At 45.0% G+C, this 17,222-nt stretch carries 17 protein-coding genes, 4 tRNA genes and 1 pseudogene; all 22 read right to left on the reverse strand.

Annotated elements, in window-relative coordinates; genetic code table 11:
• Positions 1-222, reverse strand: a 222-nt coding sequence (locus tag ciss_RS01465) for a GTP-binding protein (RefSeq protein ID WP_235837215.1), incomplete at its 3' end; no start/stop codon positions are given.
• 202 nt (positions 223-424) lie between these two features.
• A tRNA-Met gene (locus ciss_RS01470) sits at positions 425-501 on the reverse strand.
• Between the two features lie 11 nt (positions 502-512).
• Positions 513-588 (reverse strand) — tRNA-Thr (locus tag ciss_RS01475).
• 1 nt (position 589) lies between these two features.
• Positions 590-665, reverse strand: a tRNA-Met gene (locus tag ciss_RS01480).
• Between the two features lie 61 nt (positions 666-726).
• Positions 727-802: transfer RNA gene (locus ciss_RS01485), tRNA-Thr, on the reverse strand.
• Positions 803-906: 104 nt separating this feature from the next.
• Positions 907-1,554, reverse strand: coding sequence for an RNA polymerase sporulation sigma factor SigH (gene sigH / locus ciss_RS01490; protein ID WP_075864554.1), 648 nt, complete (start codon positions 1,552-1,554; stop codon positions 907-909).
• 109 nt (positions 1,555-1,663) lie between these two features.
• Positions 1,664-2,170, reverse strand: a complete 507-nt coding sequence (locus ciss_RS01495) for an NYN domain-containing protein (protein ID WP_075864555.1) — start codon at positions 2,168-2,170, stop codon at positions 1,664-1,666.
• A gap of 2 nt (positions 2,171-2,172) precedes the next feature.
• Positions 2,173-2,886, reverse strand: a complete 714-nt coding sequence (rlmB, locus tag ciss_RS01500; RefSeq protein WP_075864556.1) for a 23S rRNA (guanosine(2251)-2'-O)-methyltransferase RlmB — start codon at positions 2,884-2,886, stop codon at positions 2,173-2,175.
• Between the two features lie 3 nt (positions 2,887-2,889).
• Positions 2,890-3,573: an FAD-dependent thymidylate synthase gene (gene thyX, locus ciss_RS01505; RefSeq protein ID WP_075864557.1), complete on the reverse strand. Its 684-nt coding sequence runs from the start codon at positions 3,571-3,573 to the stop codon at positions 2,890-2,892.
• The gene (locus ciss_RS01510; RefSeq protein ID WP_075864558.1) at positions 3,570-3,959 is read right to left on the reverse strand and encodes a Mini-ribonuclease 3; all 390 of its coding nucleotides are present in this window, start codon (positions 3,957-3,959) and stop codon (positions 3,570-3,572) included. Before ciss_RS01510 ends, thyX begins: the two co-directional genes overlap by 4 nt.
• 3 nt (positions 3,960-3,962) lie before the next feature.
• Positions 3,963-5,360, reverse strand: coding sequence for a cysteine--tRNA ligase (cysS, locus tag ciss_RS01515; protein ID WP_075864559.1), 1,398 nt, complete (start codon positions 5,358-5,360; stop codon positions 3,963-3,965).
• A complete protein-coding gene (gene cysE / locus ciss_RS01520; RefSeq protein WP_075864560.1) occupies positions 5,347-6,018 on the reverse strand; it encodes a serine O-acetyltransferase in 672 nt (223 codons plus the stop codon). Before cysE ends, cysS begins: the two co-directional genes overlap by 14 nt.
• A gap of 14 nt (positions 6,019-6,032) precedes the next feature.
• Positions 6,033-7,475 (reverse strand): glutamate--tRNA ligase, encoded by a 1,443-nt coding sequence (gene gltX, locus ciss_RS01525; RefSeq protein ID WP_075864561.1) that lies wholly within the window; start codon positions 7,473-7,475, stop codon positions 6,033-6,035.
• Positions 7,468-7,956, reverse strand: coding sequence for a 2-C-methyl-D-erythritol 2,4-cyclodiphosphate synthase (ispF, locus tag ciss_RS01530; protein ID WP_075864562.1), 489 nt, complete (start codon positions 7,954-7,956; stop codon positions 7,468-7,470). Before ispF ends, gltX begins: the two co-directional genes overlap by 8 nt.
• Positions 7,956-8,657: a 2-C-methyl-D-erythritol 4-phosphate cytidylyltransferase gene (gene ispD / locus ciss_RS01535; RefSeq protein WP_075864563.1), complete on the reverse strand. Its 702-nt coding sequence runs from the start codon at positions 8,655-8,657 to the stop codon at positions 7,956-7,958. Before ispD ends, ispF begins: the two co-directional genes overlap by 1 nt.
• Before the next feature lie 12 nt (positions 8,658-8,669).
• Positions 8,670-9,755, reverse strand: coding sequence for a PIN/TRAM domain-containing protein (locus ciss_RS01540; RefSeq protein ID WP_075864564.1), 1,086 nt, complete (start codon positions 9,753-9,755; stop codon positions 8,670-8,672).
• A gap of 25 nt (positions 9,756-9,780) precedes the next feature.
• Positions 9,781-10,263 (reverse strand): CarD family transcriptional regulator, encoded by a 483-nt coding sequence (locus ciss_RS01545; protein WP_075864565.1) that lies wholly within the window; start codon positions 10,261-10,263, stop codon positions 9,781-9,783.
• Between the two features lie 499 nt (positions 10,264-10,762).
• Positions 10,763-11,569: a hydroxymethylglutaryl-CoA lyase-like TIM-barrel protein gene (locus ciss_RS01550; protein WP_075864580.1), complete on the reverse strand. Its 807-nt coding sequence runs from the start codon at positions 11,567-11,569 to the stop codon at positions 10,763-10,765.
• Positions 11,570-11,657: 88 nt separating this feature from the next.
• Entirely contained in the window at positions 11,658-12,473 is an 816-nt protein-coding gene (locus ciss_RS01555; RefSeq protein ID WP_075864566.1) for a radical SAM protein, read from the reverse strand.
• Complete coding sequence (locus ciss_RS01565; RefSeq protein ID WP_077177384.1) at positions 12,454-14,247, reverse strand: nitrogenase component 1; 1,794 nt, start codon at positions 14,245-14,247, stop codon at positions 12,454-12,456. Before ciss_RS01565 ends, ciss_RS01555 begins: the two co-directional genes overlap by 20 nt.
• A gap of 186 nt (positions 14,248-14,433) precedes the next feature.
• Positions 14,434-15,909 carry a nitrogenase component 1 gene (locus tag ciss_RS01570; protein WP_075864567.1) on the reverse strand — a complete coding sequence of 492 codons (1,476 nt, stop codon included), beginning with the start codon at positions 15,907-15,909 and terminating at the stop codon, positions 14,434-14,436.
• Positions 15,900-17,210: pseudogene (locus tag ciss_RS01575) on the reverse strand (nitrogenase component I subunit alpha); the annotation flags it as partial. The pseudogene ciss_RS01575 and the gene ciss_RS01570, both read right to left, overlap by 10 nt.
• Between the last annotated feature and the right edge of the window lie 12 nt (positions 17,211-17,222).

The following is a 17,222-nucleotide window of genomic DNA, read 5'->3' on the forward strand; positions in this document are numbered from 1 at the left end:
CTTCTCGGTCTCATACTCCACGTGCGCTGTATTAATGGTAATTCCTCTTTCCCTTTCTTCCGGAGCATTGTCAATCTCGTCGTACCTCTTTTGCTGGGCTAATCCCTTCTTCGCCAGCACAGTGGTAATTGCCGCAGTTAAAGTGGTCTTACCGTGGTCTACGTGACCTATCGTTCCAATGTTTACGTGGGGTTTTACCCGCTCAAATTTTGCCTTCGCCATCGTTACTCCTCCTTTTTACGTAATTTTAAATTATACACGCCTCCAAGTCGCTAAATATGTAAATAGTTATGCCAAAATATCTATTCTACATCTTTACCATTTTTCCTGCTGCTTAAAACCATAAAGTCAATAATTTTCAACCAATCTACAAAAATTGCAAAAAACAAAAACCGGTCAACGACCGGCTGGTTTCAAGAAATTTTGGTGGCGGCGCAGGGACTCGAACCCCGGACACTGCGGGTATGAACCGCATGCTCTAGCCAGCTGAGCTACGCCGCCATAAATAAAAATGGAGCCACTAACCGGGATTGAACCGGTGACCTCGTCCTTACCAAGGACGCGCTCTACCGACTGAGCTATAGTGGCCTGGTTGCGGGGGGAGGATTTGAACCTCCGACCTTCGGGTTATGAGCCCGACGAGCTACCAGCTGCTCCACCCCGCGTCGCAAAATTTATTATATCATAACTAAGCGAAAATGCAAGATAAACTTTATTGGTATTTTATGGAGCTGGCGACAGGACTTGAACCTGCAACCCTCTGATTACAAGTCAGATGCTCTACCAATTGAGCTACGCCAGCACCCGCAAGTGATATTTTAACAAAGATGTTTTTTAGCTGTCAAGAGGATAATCTTAGCCTGTTAATAAAACAAAACTCCCCGCACACCCCGGGGATGGCTTTCCCTATTCAGCTTCTCTGCACTCCAAATATTTCTCAAGCTTTCTTTTTACCCGCTGTAAGGCATTATCAATGGATTTTACATGCCGATTTAACTCGCAGGCAATTTCCTGGTATGACTTTCCTTCCAAGTAATAAATTAAAACTTTCCACTCCAAGGAACTTAATATTTCGTTCATCTTTCCTTCAATATCCGCAAACTCTTCCCGGCTAATAATCAGTTCCTCCGGATCAGCTACCTTGACGCCCGAAAGGACATCCATTAAAGTTCGATCCGAATCCTCATCGTAGATCGGTTTATTTAAAGAAACGTAAGAATTTAAGGGAATATGCTTTTGCCGGGTGGCGGTTTTGATTGCAGTAATAATTTGACGGGTAACGCAAAGCTCGGCAAAGGCTCGGAAGGAGGAAAGCTTGTCCGGTCTAAAATCTCGAACAGCCTTATATAAACCTATCATGCCTTCTTGGATAATATCTTCCCGGTCCGCTCCAATTAAAAAATAGGCACGAGCTTTGGACCGAACAAAATTTTTATATTTATTAATGATATATTCGAGGGCTTGCTCATCTCCTGCTCGAGCCCACTCCACAATCTCTTCATCGCTCATGTAATCATAACAGTACTGCAGTTTTTTCTCGGCACCTATACTCAAGCCTATCGCCCCCGCCCTTTATCTTTGCCCACCAATAATTATAAACTTTTCTTAAAGATTAAGTCAAGGAAGAGTATTTCGAAATTTTATGAGAAAATTCAACGTTTTCTTACATTTTTCCCTTTCTTAGTTTATCAAGTTTTGTCTTGACCTGCTGGTCAATTCGGTCCTCCAACCACTGCGGTGAAACTTTGTTAAACAATTCTTTAGCTTTTTTCTCTTCAATTTTGAAATCATTTAAAAGTTCCCTTAACGATATCCTTAATGCTCCATAACCAAAAATTAATTTTTGTTGTAATTCATCTTGGGTCACTACGTAAACCCGATTCCCGGGAAGCAGCTCCTGGACTTTTTTTTCAATAAAATGATCTGCCGTCTCACCAGCTTCGGTAAAAACTACCGTTATTCCCGCCTCAAAAAATTCCCGGCGACTTTCCTTTTGCTGGTGGGCATCATAAACTATAATTACTTCCCGTCCCGTTAAAGCCCGGTAGTTTATTAACCTCTCTTTTAAAACTTCCCGGGCATGTTCCAGGGAAGTTTCATCTTTTAACTTATTTAATTCCGGCCAGTTAAATAAAAGATTGTATCCATCAATTAAAACGTACTCAGCCATAACTATCCCCTTCTCTGTCTTACCACTTCGGCCATTAAAAGGGCTGCAGCTACCGAAGCATTTAAAGAATTAATCGTTCCCACCATTGGTATGCTTACGGTAAAATCGCACTCTTTTAATATATGCGAAGTTAACCCCTCATTTTCTCCACCAAGCACCAGAACTATAGGTAGCTTAAAATCAGTATCCCACAGAGAAGCTTTACTTTTTGCATCTGCCCCCACCACCCAGGCTCCTCTTTCTTTCAAATAACGTAAAGTTTCGGCAACATTGGTACAACGGGCAACAGGAACTTTTAAATACGCTCCCGCAGATGCTTTAGCCACAGCTCCGGTAACCTGCACCGCCCGGCGTTTTGGTATTATTACGCCGTGCACCCCAAAAGCTTCGGCCGAACGTAAAATTGCCCCTAAATTCTGGGGGTCTTCCAGATGATTTAAAACCAAAATAAAAAGTGGTTCTACTTTGCGTTCAGCAATTGCCAAAATATCATCGATTTCCACATATTTAACCGGAGAAATATCCGCTTCCACACCCTGGGATTTGGCATGAAGTTTTTCCCTGGGAACTTCCACTACCGGTACTTTATTTTCCCTGGCCAGAAGCAGTAGCTCCCGGGTATTTTTGTCTTTTTTCTCCCGAGATAAATACAGTTTATTGACAATTCCTTTCAGCAGGGCTTCTCTAACCGGGTTCACACCGTAAATCCGCTCCAACTATTAAATACCTCCCTCTTTTTGCAAATTCAGCCTGCCGCAGGACATTGGTCCTTCAAAACATACTCCGCGGGTTTCACAAAGCGGCCCAGCTTTTTCAAATAAAGTCGGAGCTACCTTCCGTACCTCTTCTAACATTTTCCGGGCCAAAATTCTTATCTCATGTTGGGCCCGGCTACAAAGCCGAACCTCAAAAAAATGCAGAAGTTCCCTGGCATTCATGGTAACAACGATTTTCGTCTCCGCCGCATTGGGAAGAAGGTAACGGGCATCTTCTGCAGGGATTCCCATCTCTATTAATTTAAGATACCCTTCCTTTATCGCTCTTAAAACCTGCTGATAAGTTTCTAAGGCTTGACTATTGCTGGCAATAGTTGGAGGGATTAAAAAATTAAAGTTTTGTTCCACCACATAACGCTGACTCTGCTGGCTGAAACTAGCAATCCGATGGCGAACTAACTGGTGGGTTAAAGCGCGACTTACCCCTTCAATGCCAAAGGTAAAACTTACGTGTTCGAAAGGTGAAAGGTGATTTAAATCCCAAAGTTTTTTTATAAATTTTTTTTGCCTTTCCTCATCCATTTTTTCTAAAATTTCTTCTACCCCTACCGGAGAATAACAAAGCCGGGCGGCCGCTGCCACCGTCCGCTCCGGCTCCTGGGTATAAGTCAGCAAACTCACCTTCATCTGTCTTCCTCCTGTTTTTCAAGTAACTTTATTATCAGTCCAAAAAGTTCTTTAATCCGAAAAATATCCCCTTTTAAGTACAAAAAACCAAAGACCGCTTCTAAGCCGGTACTCCGACGGTAAACCACCACTTCTACATTCCGCGGATAATTTCCCTTGGCATTTCTACCCCGCCGGAATATTTCCCTTTCTTCGGAAGTTAAATACTCCTCAATTAGTTCTACAGCTAAAGCTTGCTGCCGGGCATTTACCAGGGAAACCGATTTTTTGTGAACTTCTCCCATTTTTCCGCCATAGCGTTCCAAAACGTATTCCCTGGTTAATAGTTCATAAACCGCATCGCCAAGATAAGCTAAAGCCAGGGGAGAATATTCTTTAGCTTCCATCTACTAAACCCTCTTCCAGCGCACGCCCTTAGGAGTATCTTCTAAAAGGATTCCCTGTTTTTTTAGTTCATCCCTGATGAAGTCGGCCAAGTCATACTTTTTTTCTTTTTTAAGTCTGGCCCGAACTTCAATTAATAACTCCACTAACGGCGTTATATCTTCTCCGGCTATTTCTTCCAAAACACCAAATTCGATACCAAAAACCCGGGTATAAACGTTTAAAGCTTCTTCAAATAGTTTTTTATCTCCGGCGGTTAGATTACCGCTTGCTATTTGCGTATTTCCAAACCTCACCAGCTCAAACAGGGATGCCATAGCCTGGGCGGTATTAAAGTCGTCTTCCATAGCTTCATTAAAATCACGCAAAAGATTTGTAATTTTTTCCTGAATCTCTTTCCTGGCTTCTCCAGGCAAAGGATTAACTTCTTTTAAATTTTGCACAAAGTTATCAACCCGCTCCAAAGCCGCTTTAGCTTCATTAAGTTTTTTATCATCAAAATCCAAAGGACTTCGATAATGAGTCGAGAGGAGGAAAAAGCGTATCACCCTTCCCGGAAACTTCTCCAGGATTTCCCTCACCAAAAAGAAATTACCCAGGGATTTACTCATTTTTTCCTGATTTACGGTTATAAAACCGTTATGCATCCAGTAACGAGCAAAAGGCTTTCCGGTAAAAGCTTCGCTTTGCGCCACTTCGTTTTCATGGTGGGGAAATACCAAATCAGCCCCCCCGCCATGGATATCAAAATTTTCTCCCAGATATTTTAAAGACATCGCTGAGCATTCGATATGCCATCCGGGTCTTCCTGGACCCCAGGGACTTTCCCAGAATGGTTCCCCCGGTTTTGCTTTTTTCCAGAGGGCAAAATCCAGAGGATTTTTCTTTTTCTCATCTACTTCCACCCGGGCTCCGGCCTTCAATTCATCCAAATCCCTTCCCGATAGTTTACCGTAATCGGGAAAACTATCCACCGCAAAGTAAACATCTCCCTCAACCTCATACGCGTATCCTTTTTCAATCAAACCTTTTACCATTTCAATTATTTCCGGTATATGTTCGGTAACTTTGGGATGAACCGTTGCCCTTTTTACACCAAGGCGATCAGCATCTTTAAAATATTCAATAATGTATTTTTGCCCAAGTTCAACAGGGGAAATTCCTTCCTCCAAAGCCCTCTTAATAATTTTATCATCAATATCCGTAAAATTCTGGACATAAATTACTTCAAAGCCCTTATACTCAAAATACCGCCTTACGGTATCAAAAAAAACTATGGGACGGGCATTGCCTAAGTGAATGTAGTTATAGGTGGTTGGACCGCAGACGTACATATATACCTTCCCCGGTTCCCGGGGAATAAATTCTTCTTTGGTTTTGGTAAGAGTATTATAAATTTTCACGTTTTCTTTCCTCCTCAAGCTCGGCAATTCTCTTTTCCAGCCTTTCTATCTTCCGGTGCATACACATCAACATCTCCGCAATCGGATCCGGTAACAGATCGTGGCGAAGGTCAATTTCTTCATCAACCCGTTTGCCGTCCCTAATCACCACTTTACCCGGAACCCCCACCACCGTAGAGTTGGGAGGAACTTCTTTTAACACTACTGAACCAGCCCCAATTTTTGAGTTGTCTCCTACTTTGAAGGAGCCTAAAATTTTTGCTCCGGCACTGATTACCACATTATTACCGATAGTTGGATGGCGCTTACCCTTTTCCTTACCCGTTCCGCCCAGGGTAACCCCCTGATAAATGGTTACGTTATCACCAATCTCAGCCGTTTCTCCAATTACTACTCCCATTCCATGGTCAATAAACAACCCTTCGCCAATTTTGGCCCCCGGGTGAATTTCTATCCCGGTTAAAAACCTTGAAATTTGGGAAATAAATCGGGCCAAAACAAACCAGCGCTTTTTATAAAAAAAGTGGGCTATACGGTGAAACTGAATGGCATGAAAACCCGGATAACACAACAAAACTTCCAAAACGCTTTTAACCGCTGGGTCTCTTTCAAAAACCACCTGAATATCTCTTTTTAGTCGGCGATACCACCCAAACATAACCATCACCTTTTTTAATTAAATAAATTCTTAATACGCCGCTCTGCTTCCTCTGGCCCAAGAATGGCCATAACTTGATACAACTCCGGTCCGTGAGTTTTACCGGTTAAAGCTGCCCGCAGAGGCATGTAAACTTTCTTACCGCCAACTCCAAGTTCTTTTGGAAGCTTCTTTAAAAATCCTTTTATTTCTTCTTCCTCGAAACCGGGGATTTCCTTAATTTTATCAGCAATTTTCCTCAGGATATTGCGTGTTTCTTCCTCGGCCAAGAAAGTTTTAGCTTCCTCCTCAAAGATAAGCTCCTTTTGGTAAAAAATTGCAGCGTGTTCGGGAAGTTCCGATAAAGTTACAACATATTCCCGGGTTGCTTCTACCACTTTAGTTAGCTTACGCATTTCCTCGTCCGTAGGGTTGTTCGAAACGTAACCACAGCTTTGGAAATAGGGAAGACTTAATTCCACAATCCGGGAAAGCTCTGAATTGCGGATGTAATAACCGTTTATCCAGTTTAATTTATCCAGGTCAAAAATCGCTGGATTTTTAGCTACCCTATCTAAGGAAAAGCGTTCAATTAACTGTTCCATTGTAAAAATCTCTTCTTCCGTCCCCGGCGACCACCCTAATAAAGCTAAAAAGTTTACCAGAGCTTCCGGCAAATAACCCTTTTCCCGGTAGTTTTCCACCGAAGTAGCCCCGTGTCGCTTGGACATTTTCGTCCGGTCTTTCCCAAGAATAAGCGAAATATGGGCAAATTCCGGAATCTTAAAGCCTAAAGCTTCATAAATAAGTATCTGCCGGGGAGTATTGGAAAGATGCTCTTCGCCACGTAAAACATGGGTGATCCCCATAGTCACATCATCAATTACCACTGCAAAATTATAAGTTGGTATACCGTCCGATTTTACAATAATAAAGTCGCCAATACCATCGGTTTCAAAAGTTACAACACCGCGAACAAGGTCGTTTATAACTATAGTTCTGCCGGCAGGGACTTTAAAGCGCACCGTTGGTTTTCGCCCTTCGGCTAAATATTTTTCTTTTTCTGCTGGAGTTAAATTTCGGCATTTTCCGAGATAACGAGGCATTTCTCCTTTAGCCAAAAGGTTCTTTCGTTCTTCTTCCAATTCTTCTTCAGTACAGAAACAGTAGTAAGCGAAACCTTCTTCAATAAGCTTCCGGGCATACTTTTGATAGAGATTAAGCCTTTCGGTTTGGCGGTAAGGGCCATTTTCACCCCCTACCTCAATTCCTTCATCCCAGGTAATCCCAAGCCATTTGAGACTTTCCAGGATATTTTTTTCAGACTCCCGACTGGAACGTTCTAAGTCTGTATCTTCAATCCGTACGATAAAAACCCCATTATTCTTCCGGGCAAAGAGGTAATTAAAAAGGGCAGACCTTGCTCCCCCAATGTGTAGAGGTCCGGTAGGACTTGGTGCAAACCGTACTCTAACCATTTTCCAAAACCTCCTTGACTGTAATTACCGCATAAGCAGCAATTCCTTCTTCCCGACCGGCAAAACCCAACCCTTCGGTTGTAGTAGCTTTAACACTAATATTTTCTATTGCGGTATTTAACAACACCGCTAAATTTTCCCGCATCTTTGAGATATACGGTAAAAGTTTGGGCTTCTGGGCTACGATTACCGCATCAAGATTATTCAGGCAGTAACCCCGTTCCCTAACCCTGCGGTACACTTCCTGTAAAAGTAAGCCGCTATCAATATCCCGGTAGCGTTCATCGTTATCGGGAAAAAGCTGACCAATATCACCTAACGCCAGTGACCCCAAAAAGGCATCGGCAATGGCGTGGTACAAAACATCCGCATCGGAATGACCCAAAAGACCTTTGGTAAAAGGAATCTCTACGCCCCCAATAATTAATTTTCGTCCTTCCACCAAACGATGTACGTCATAACCAAAACCTATTCTTATCATCACAATAACTCCTTTGCAAAATAGCGGGTAAATAAAAACTCGGCAAATTCCAGATCTTCCGGCCAGGTAATTTTTAAATTTTTATAATCCCCGGGAATTACCGCTACCCTTTCACCGCAAAGTTCCACCAAAATACTATCATCCACTGCATCTAATCGTTGCTTTTCCCCCAAGGCATGCCCTTTTAGCAAGGCCTCTCGCCGAAAAAGCTGGGGAGTTTGAACCGCATAAAGTCGGCTCCGGTCTAAAGTGGAGATAACTACATTATCCTTTACTTCCTTAACTGTATCCCTCAGGGGTACAGCCAAAATTACCCCTCCATAACCTTCGGATAATTTTTTAACCCCTTCGCTCAAAGCCCCTTCCGGGAAAAAAGGCCGTACTCCATCGTGCACGGCAATAATCGAAAAATTTCCCGTTAAGGCCTTAATTCCATTAAATACCGACTCTCTTCGGGTAGTTCCACCTTTCGTTATTGTTATTCCTGCTAAATTATACCGAGAAAGCAAATCCCCTGCAACTTCTACGTAGTTTTCCGGGACCGTTAAAACCACCTGTCCTACAATAGGTAAGTTAACCATTCTTTTTAAAGTTAAAATTATAACCGGTATCCCGGAAAGTTCAAGAAACTGTTTGGGCTTTTCGCCGCCAAAACGGCGCCCTGCTCCCCCGGCGGTAACTATTACACCAATTTTCTCCACCTGGCAAGCCTCCTACTGCTTTTCCTTGGGTTTGCCAAAGATAAGTCTTCCCGCGGCAGTTTGTAAAACGGAAGTAACCACTATATTTATTTGTTGCCCTATGTACTTTTTTCCCCCTTCCACCACAATCATCGTTCCGTCATCCAAATATCCTACCCCTTGTCCCTGCTCCTTCCCTTCTTTAATCACCATTATTTCCATTTCTTCTCCGGGAATTACTACCGGTTTGATAGCGTTGGCCAGTTCATTAATGTTTAAAACTTTTACTCCGTGTAACTCGGCAACTTTATTTAAATTATAATCATGGGTTAAAATTTTAGCTTTTAATTTTTGAGCAAGCTTCACTAACCTGACATCTACTTCCTCACCATTGTTTTCGGGAACATCAACAATTTCTACAGGAAAAGAGTTTTTCAACTGATTTAAAATATCAAGTCCTCTTCGGCCCCGAGTACGCTTTAAGTTATCCGAAGAATCTGCAATATGGCGCAGTTCATCAATCACAAAAGAGGGCACTACTAAGCTTCCTTCAATAAAGCCGCTGTGGCATAAATCTAAAATTCTGCCATCGATTATAACACTGGTATCAAGAATTTTGGCATTTTGTGTATTTACTCCCAAATCATCCCCGGATTTTTTTATTTTAGAAAAAAAGTTCAAAAGGCCAAAGAGCTCTTCCCTTTTTTTAACCGACACCCTTAAACCCAGGTAGCATAAAACAACGGTTAACATAATCCAGATGGTATTGGTAATCCAAGGAATTAAGGGAATAGATAAAATTACATTTCTTAAAAGGTTGGCAATAATTAAGCCAACAATAAGTCCAAAAGTACCGCTGACAATATCCGCAATCGGCATTTTGGTGATTTTTGCCTCAAACCACTCGGTCATAGCCAGTCCTTTATGCCAAACAAACGGAGCAGTTAAGGCTCCAATAATAAGGCCAAAAATGCCTAAAACCGTCCAGCTAAGATACATGTCATAGGGCGTAATCGATAATATGCCAGCTAAAGGTATAACTTCAAGGTAAAAACCGATGGTTGCGAAGATTCCGCCAATTACTATAGAGAAAAAAATCCGAAAAATTTTCTCCGCCAAACTTTCACCCCCTATAAAAAATTTTCTAAGTGATAGTGATAGCTTCTTCAATCATCGCTAAAACCTTTTCCTCATCCTCTTCTAACACTAGAATAAGCTCACTTACTAAGATTTGTCGAGCACTTTCTAAAAGCTTTTTTTCTCCTGTAGATAAGCCTTTGATTTTTTCTCTTCGGCGTAAGTCTCGCACTACATCGGCAATAGCTAAAATATCGTTGCTTTTAATCTTATCCACATGATTTTTATATCTTTTATTCCAGTTAGAATGAATTTTTTCCTCCCCCTCTTTTAACACCGCAAAAACCTTTTCCACCATATCCTTTCCAATGACCGGTCTAAGCCCCACCCTTTCTACTTTTTCCACCGGAAGCCATAGAATCATATTCGTCGCCCAAAAAGAGAGTACATAGTATTTCATCACCCGATCAGCGGCTAATCTTTCTTCAATTTCCCGAATTATACCGGCTCCATGCATAGGATAAACAACCTTAGCTCCCACCTTAAACATCTAATCCCCCCAAATTGTAATTATTTTCAGTATAACAAATTTTCCCTAACCTGTCAAAGAAAATAAAATATTTTATCACAACTATTTTAAAAATGTCAACAAGGTAGAATCATGTGTGTTTGCGTCAAGATTTAGTATTGAGCAATCTCAAATTCCAAAAGTTTCTCCTTTAAAAGAAAAAACAGGCTTGCGTCTCCCCCACAAGCCTGCTCCAGACCAATCCCGGAGTCGAACATCTAACTAAGCTATTTTTATAGTCAACAAAACCCATGAGCAACCAAAGTCAAGAGGCGCCAAAAGGTTAGGCCTTAGCCTTTAACCTTGACCGACTGCTCATGGGTTCTGCAATTTTTCATGGGTTAAGACATTTTGGTGACATTTTCATAGAACAATTTTAAGGGACATTCTACTGACTGCTGATAGATATTAAGCAAAAAGATGTACATTAAATTTTTATAATAATGGGACAGTATTAACTTAAAACAACCTGTAATTATTGCTATTTTAACCGCCCTGCTGCCCGGGCCACGTAACGACCAATCAGCGGAAGGTAATCGAGATTAAGGCCAGAATCCCATCCGTAAAGCTCATTTAAAGCCCGGCATAGTGCCTCAACAGGGGTATTACCAGCCCTTTCCCCCAGCCCACCAACGGTAGTATTCACCCAGTTAACTCCTGCCCTGATGGCCGCCAAAGCGTTGGCCGTAGCCAGGCCAAAATCATTGTGTCCGTGAAACTCTAGTTCTAAAGACGTGTTCTCCTTCAACCAGACAAGATGTTCAAATGTAGCAAACGGGTCTAAGATACCTACGGTGTCGCAGTAACGCAACCGTTTTACTCCCACTTCCCGGGCTAAAAGGGCAATCTCCAATAAGAAACCTGGATCTGCCCGGGAAGCATCCTCTGCACCCACCGTCACGGCAAGCCCGTGTTCCAGAGCATAGAGACAGGCCTGCCGTAAACGGTTCAACACCCATTGGTGTCTTTTCCCCAGTTTATAACGGATTTGAATGTCGGAAACAGGGGCGGAAATATGCACATACTGTACTCCACAAGCTAAAGAAGCACGAATATCCGCCAGCACCATTCTGTTCCAGGTGCTAACCCGGCTCTTTAAACCCAACCGGACGATGGCAGCTATGGCCCGCTGCTCCACTTCCCCCATGGCCGGCGTACCAGCCTCAATCTGCGCCACCCCCAATTGATCCAGCATCCAAGCAATGGTCACCTTTTCCCGAAGGCTAAAAGCCACTCCCGGAGCCTGCTCCCCATCCCTCAAGGTCGTATCCACAATCTGCACATGCATTAATTTCACCTCCGGAAAAAATGACCAATAATGCCGGGTAGAAAAACGGCAGGGAAAATCTACCCTGCCGCCCACCCAATCAAAAATCTCATACCAGCATCCCCACCGCATCCGACCGGCAACGCCGACAGTGGGTTATTTGTTTAATAATAGGAGACAGCTTTTGCCGCAACAGGTTGACCCGCTCCGGTGGCGGTGGAAGCAGATCGGCAAATCCCCCCTGGGGGATTAAGGGTATAACGTTCATGACATGCGCCCCTGCCGATTTCACCGCCCGAGCTACCTCTTCCAGGTGCTCATCATTGACTCCGGGAATTAGAACACTGTTTACTTTAACTACCATGCCAAGCTTCCGGGCCAGTCGAATACCTTCATATTGGGCACGCCACAACAGTTCTGCCCCTGCCATTCCTGTATAAATCTGTCCCCTGTAAAATATATAGCCGTAAATCCGGCTGCCAATCTCCTTTGATACGGCATTCACCGTTACCGTTACCGCCCGGACTCCTGCTTTCTGCAATTCCGGCAGTTTTTCAGCCAGTAACAGGCCATTGGTACTGATGCACTTGATCAATTCAGGAAAACAACGGTGTACCATGAATAAAGTGTACCAAGTAGACCTGTTGGCCAAAGGCTCTCCTGGTCCAGCTATCCCCACTACCTTAATGCGATCATCTCTTTCCACCAATTGTTTTACATACTGTAAAGCTTCTTTCGGAGTCATCAGTTTGCTGGTTACCCCTGGACGATTTTCATTAGCACAGTCGTACAGCCGGGTACAATAATGGCAGCTAATGTTGCATTTTGGTGCCACCGGCAAATGTACACGCCCAAACCACCGGGTAGCTGCCTTGCTAAAACAGGGATGTTCCCTGATTATTTCTTCATAAGTTTGTTCCTTCATTCATGTATCCCCCTTTCTCGGCATAATACTGTAAAAATTCCTTTAGAGCATTGGAAACTGTGTCGTTAATTTCTAAAATCAGGATTCCTTTTTGCCGGGCCTTTTCTTGAACGCACTGACCCGCCTTTAAACAAATTACCGCCCGGCAATCAGCCAGTTGTTCCAGCCTTTTAACAATGGCATCTTTATGTTTGTCTCCGGCACAATGACCGGTTAAACATGATATGGTTCGGGATTCCGCTTTCTTAACCTTGTTTCCCTGCAGGGTAAAAATCATAAAGTTATCGGCACGACCAAAATGTTCATCCACCATTAAACCATCCCTTGTTGCCACAGCAACTTTATGTGCCATTTCTTTCATCGCGTAGTTCCCCGGATTCATCATTATTTCCTCCTCAAGTAAAAAACCGTTTTCGGGGGCAAGAGAATCTCCGCAGGTTGACCCTTGCTCACTTGCCGGCGGTTCAACCAGATTCGCAGGAATCATTAACCGCCATACCGGAGCTCCTATCAAAGTCGCTACTTCCCGGGCCAGGTTCACAAAACCATTGAAGCCAGCGTAAGGGCTGGTTTCCTGAGGAAAGACCAGGAAAGGAATTCCTATTTTATGGGCCATGAACTTTTCTCTGGTACCCCCAACCAGTAAATCCGGCCGGAAATGGTGTAAAAACTCCTCCAGCTCCCTCTGGTTGGCATCGTCAATCATCAACGTACCCTTACCTAAGCAGCGGCGGGATTCGACATAATCTTCCCGGCAGCCAAATTGGGAACCACATAAAACCACTTCCATACCCAGCTCCTTAAAGGCCCTGGCCATGGAACTCATCCGGGAAGCACCAAAGAAAAGAGCTACCCGTTTGCCTGCCAGACGCTTTAAGTATGGAGCTGCCCTCCGTCTGGTTGCCTCTGCCTCCCTTTCCACCCATTCGTTCTCTCCTGAGCGGTTAAAGAAAGTAGCGATAGACTGCAGCGCCGCTATCGTTTCGTCCAATCCGAAGAAGGAAACCTTTCGCCAGGGAATGCCAAAGCGCTCTTCCATCTTGCGGGCCAACCAGCGTCCGGTGCGTCCGCAGTGAACGATATTAAGCCTCGCCCGGTGAGCCCGGGCCATATTTTCAACCGTAGCCCGCCCTGATACAACGCAGATAAGATTCAGTCCCAAACGCTGTAATAAGTATTCGATTTCCTTTAAATCACCCTGAACGTCAAATTCCCCCAGGATGTTTACATGATTTTCCAAATAAGAACCCACCGGCTCGCGCCCGATAAAATGATCTAGCAAAGCTACCGCAGCAACATCGTGGCCGTCACCCTGGCTCACCCCGCAAAACCCGGGACAGTTGACCGGTACCACCGGCAGTCCAAGGGTAGCTGACATCCGTTTGCAAATTGCCTGGACATCCTCGCCAATAAGTCCCGCAGCGCATGTAGTATAAACCAGCACTGCAGAGGACCCGGGACGCAAATTCAGTGATTCCCTGATAGCTATTTCCAGTTTTTGACCGGCACCGAAGACGATATCCGTTTCATCCAGGGCAGTGGAAAATACCTGGTAGCGTTTTTTACGCACCGTTTCGCTGTAATAAGCACAACCTACCGGACCATGAATGAGGTGAATCACATCCCGTATAGGCGCCAGCATCCACCGGGCTCCATATAGTGCGCAGGCTCGCTGGGAAATTACCCCGGGGAGGGTACGCCGGTCACATGCTGGTAATCCTACCAATTCCAGTTGTCCTACCCGTTCTGGTATTACCTCAAAAGGTATTTTCATGTTTTTTCCTCTCCTTGAAAAGCATCGTCTCTTAAACCCGCAGCCTTTCATCATAAAAGCCATTGATTTCTCAATTCTTTAATTTAATTGAGCCGGGACCGGCCGGGCGCCTGGGGGGCGTTCATCCCCCCACCAGCCGGAGATTAGTTGGTGGTAATTATCACAAAGAGAGATTTGTTTAAGCGCCTACAACTGCTGGGTACGGTCGTCGGGATACTGGTAATCCAAAATGCTGTTAACAATTTCGGCTAATAACATTTCTCCGCCCCGGTAACCTACTATGGGTCGTTTTTGATAACCAAAACGATCGTAGATGGGGAATCCCACCCGCACCAGGGGCACCTGCAGCTCCCGGGAAATATCTACCGCCCGGGAATTACCGATAATCAGGTCCAGGCGCGGTTGTTTTTTCAGGTACTCCTCAAACTCAAACAGGTCACCGCCATTAATGATCAGCGGCGGTTCACCTTCGTACCCGGCTTCGGCAAGGATGGCCTCCACATCGTGAACGAAGGTCTTGCTGGCCGTACCACTAGCCAGGGCCACCGGCTCCATCCCCATTTCCAGCACGAAACGGGTAATGCCAAGCACTATATCGGGGTCTCCCATAATGGCCACCTTCTTCATCATCGTATGGTGAAAAGTATCAGCCAGCGAATCAATTAATCGACCCCTTTCCTGCAATAGGCTATCGGGAATGGGTTTTCCGGTGATTTCCCGCAGGGCTTTTAAAAAAGCATCGGTGCCCTGCACTCCCACCGGTGGCGGTCCCAGGACCGCACGCACGCCGAATTTGCGCTCCAGGTAGCTAGCCCCAGCCTGACCAGCATGGGGCTGTAAGGTAAAGGTGGCCAGCGAATTGGCCATATCTTTGATTTCCTCCACCGTAGTACCACCAGGAGGATAGTAGGGAAAGGACATTGGTGGTTGCAGTGGGGCATCCAGGGTATCGGAAATATCAAAGAGCACTATTGCTTCAATACCCATGTGGCACAGTAGGTGTTTGATCTCCCGGATATCTCCCGGGTAAAAAAGACCGGGGATGATATTCACTTTACCGTTGGGCTCTCCTTTAGTAGCCAGGGTCTCTACAAAAGCTTTGGAAGCTCTATTATAGCCTTCCACATGGGATCCGGCAAAGCTGGGGGTATTAATCAGCACTATGGGGATCCGGTCGGCTTTTTCAGCTCCAATCTCTTTACGCAGGTTGGCCCTGGCCATTTTAATAAAGCTAACCATATCATCACCGATAATCTCACTGGAACAGGTGGTCACAACCCCAATTAATTCTGGCCAGTAACGCACCACCAGGTTGCGGATGCCTTCCACCAGGTTACGCCGGCCACCAAAAACTGCCGCATCTTCATGGAAGGAAGCGGTAGCGATGGTCGCCGGCTCCTTAAAAATACGGCTAAAGGTATAGCGCACGTAAGTAGTACAGCCCTGGGCACCCTGGACAAAAGGGATCCCCTTCCTTATTCCCAGCACCGCCCACATAGCCCCCAGGGGCATACAGGTGCGGTTGGGATTAACCACAACCGCCCTGTTAGCAGAAGGAATTAAATCTGCCGGCCGTTCACAATACTCCGGCGTAGCCGGAACTTTTTCAATTTTTATCTGATCGTAAGGAATGCCGGTAATGGGAATTTCCTTTAACCGCATGATCCTTCCTCCTCGTCTTTTTTCGGAATACTATCAATACCCCACTGGTATTTCCAAACCGGTGCGTAGAGGCCCTGATAGATGTCTCGAGCGAAATTAACCATCCCAATGAAACCTGCATAAGGTCCCTTTTCGTAGGAATGGGAATTAACCGTAGGAATACCCATCTTACGTGCAATATATTTTTCTTTCAGTCCGGTTAAAAACAGGTCCGGCTTTTCAGTTTTGAGCATTTCTTCGATCTCAAATTCGTTAGGGTTGTCAATAACCAGCACACCTTCCGGTGCCCGGGCGTTGATCTTTTCATAGTCATCTTCGTGGGCAAAGGTACAGGCACAGGCCACCACTGTCATTCCCAGTTCCTCCATTAGCTTGATCCAGTGCCATACCCGGGGACCACCAACGTAAATTGCCACCCGCTTGCCCTTTAACTTTTCCCGGTAAAAAGATAGACTCTTTTCCACCCGGGCCAGTTCTTCGGCAATCACCTTTTCCGCCCGCTCCTCCAGGCCAAAGAAAGCGGCAGTTTTTCGTAACGCTTCTGCAGTTTGTTGAATACCGTAGAGCGAGACGCGAATAAAAGGAATATCGAAACCATCTTTGATCATATGAGCAATATACTCCGCCGAGCGCTGGCAATGAACCACATTTAACTTTACATCAGGCATTTTAATCAGATTTTCAATGCGCTCATTGCCGGTGAAAACTGTTACCACACGTACACCGATTTTTTCGAAAAGCGGCCTGATTGCCTTTAAATCCCAGTCCATGTTATACTCGCCAATCAAGCAAATATCATAGGGAGTTTTTTCTTCTTCGGACATTTTCAGCTCCGGCCGCCGTTCCCTCAATTCTCGAATTTGCCGGTAAAACTGGGTATTAAAATCATGGTGACCCTTGGACTGACTCACCCCGGAACAGCCCGGCGACTCGGCAGTAAACACCAGCTTGCCGGTCTTCATTTCTATTCTTTTGGCCACCGCCCGCACATCGTCTCCGATTAGGCCGGTAGTACAGGTAGTATAAATAAACACCCCTTTCGCTTCCGGAAACATACGTATGGCTTCCAGGCAGGCCTGTTCAAGTTTTTTCATGCCTCCGAAAACCACGTCCTTCTCCTGCATGTCGGTACACATCGAGTAGCGTCGGTTAAAAGCTACGTTGGTCAGGCGTGTAGGAGTGGCCCAGGTATAGTAATCGGATAGATGGCGCCGCGTACCCCAGGTATACCACGCACAGCCTACAGGAGCGTGAACCATATGAATAACATCGGTAATTGGTCCGCCCACGACCCCGCGGGCACCGGCAAAAGC

The sequence above is a fragment of the Carboxydothermus islandicus genome (genome assembly GCF_001950325.1).
Taxonomy (GTDB): domain Bacteria; phylum Bacillota; class Z-2901; order Carboxydothermales; family Carboxydothermaceae; genus Carboxydothermus; species Carboxydothermus islandicus.

Excerpts from the sequence above, each read along its gene's own strand:
- ciss_RS01495 (WP_075864555.1), bottom strand. The coding sequence starts at position 2,170 with ATGGCTGAGTACGTTTTAATTGATGGATACAATCTTTTATTTAACTGG.
- thyX (WP_075864557.1), bottom strand. The coding sequence starts at position 3,573 with ATGAAGGTGAGTTTGCTGACTTATACCCAGGAGCCGGAGCGGACGGTG.
- ciss_RS01510 (WP_075864558.1), bottom strand. The coding sequence starts at position 3,959 with ATGGAAGCTAAAGAATATTCTCCCCTGGCTTTAGCTTATCTTGGCGAT.
- cysE (WP_075864560.1), bottom strand. The coding sequence starts at position 6,018 with ATGTTTGGGTGGTATCGCCGACTAAAAAGAGATATTCAGGTGGTTTTT.
- gltX (WP_075864561.1), bottom strand. The coding sequence starts at position 7,475 with ATGGTTAGAGTACGGTTTGCACCAAGTCCTACCGGACCTCTACACATT.
- ispF (WP_075864562.1), bottom strand. The coding sequence starts at position 7,956 with ATGATAAGAATAGGTTTTGGTTATGACGTACATCGTTTGGTGGAAGGA.
- ciss_RS01545 (WP_075864565.1), bottom strand. The coding sequence starts at position 10,263 with ATGTTTAAGGTGGGAGCTAAGGTTGTTTATCCTATGCATGGAGCCGGT.
- ciss_RS01550 (WP_075864580.1), bottom strand. The coding sequence starts at position 11,569 with ATGCATGTGCAGATTGTGGATACGACCTTGAGGGATGGGGAGCAGGCT.
- ciss_RS01555 (WP_075864566.1), bottom strand. The coding sequence starts at position 12,473 with ATGAAGGAACAAACTTATGAAGAAATAATCAGGGAACATCCCTGTTTT.
- ciss_RS01565 (WP_077177384.1), bottom strand. The coding sequence starts at position 14,247 with ATGAAAATACCTTTTGAGGTAATACCAGAACGGGTAGGACAACTGGAA.
- ciss_RS01570 (WP_075864567.1), bottom strand. The coding sequence starts at position 15,909 with ATGCGGTTAAAGGAAATTCCCATTACCGGCATTCCTTACGATCAGATA.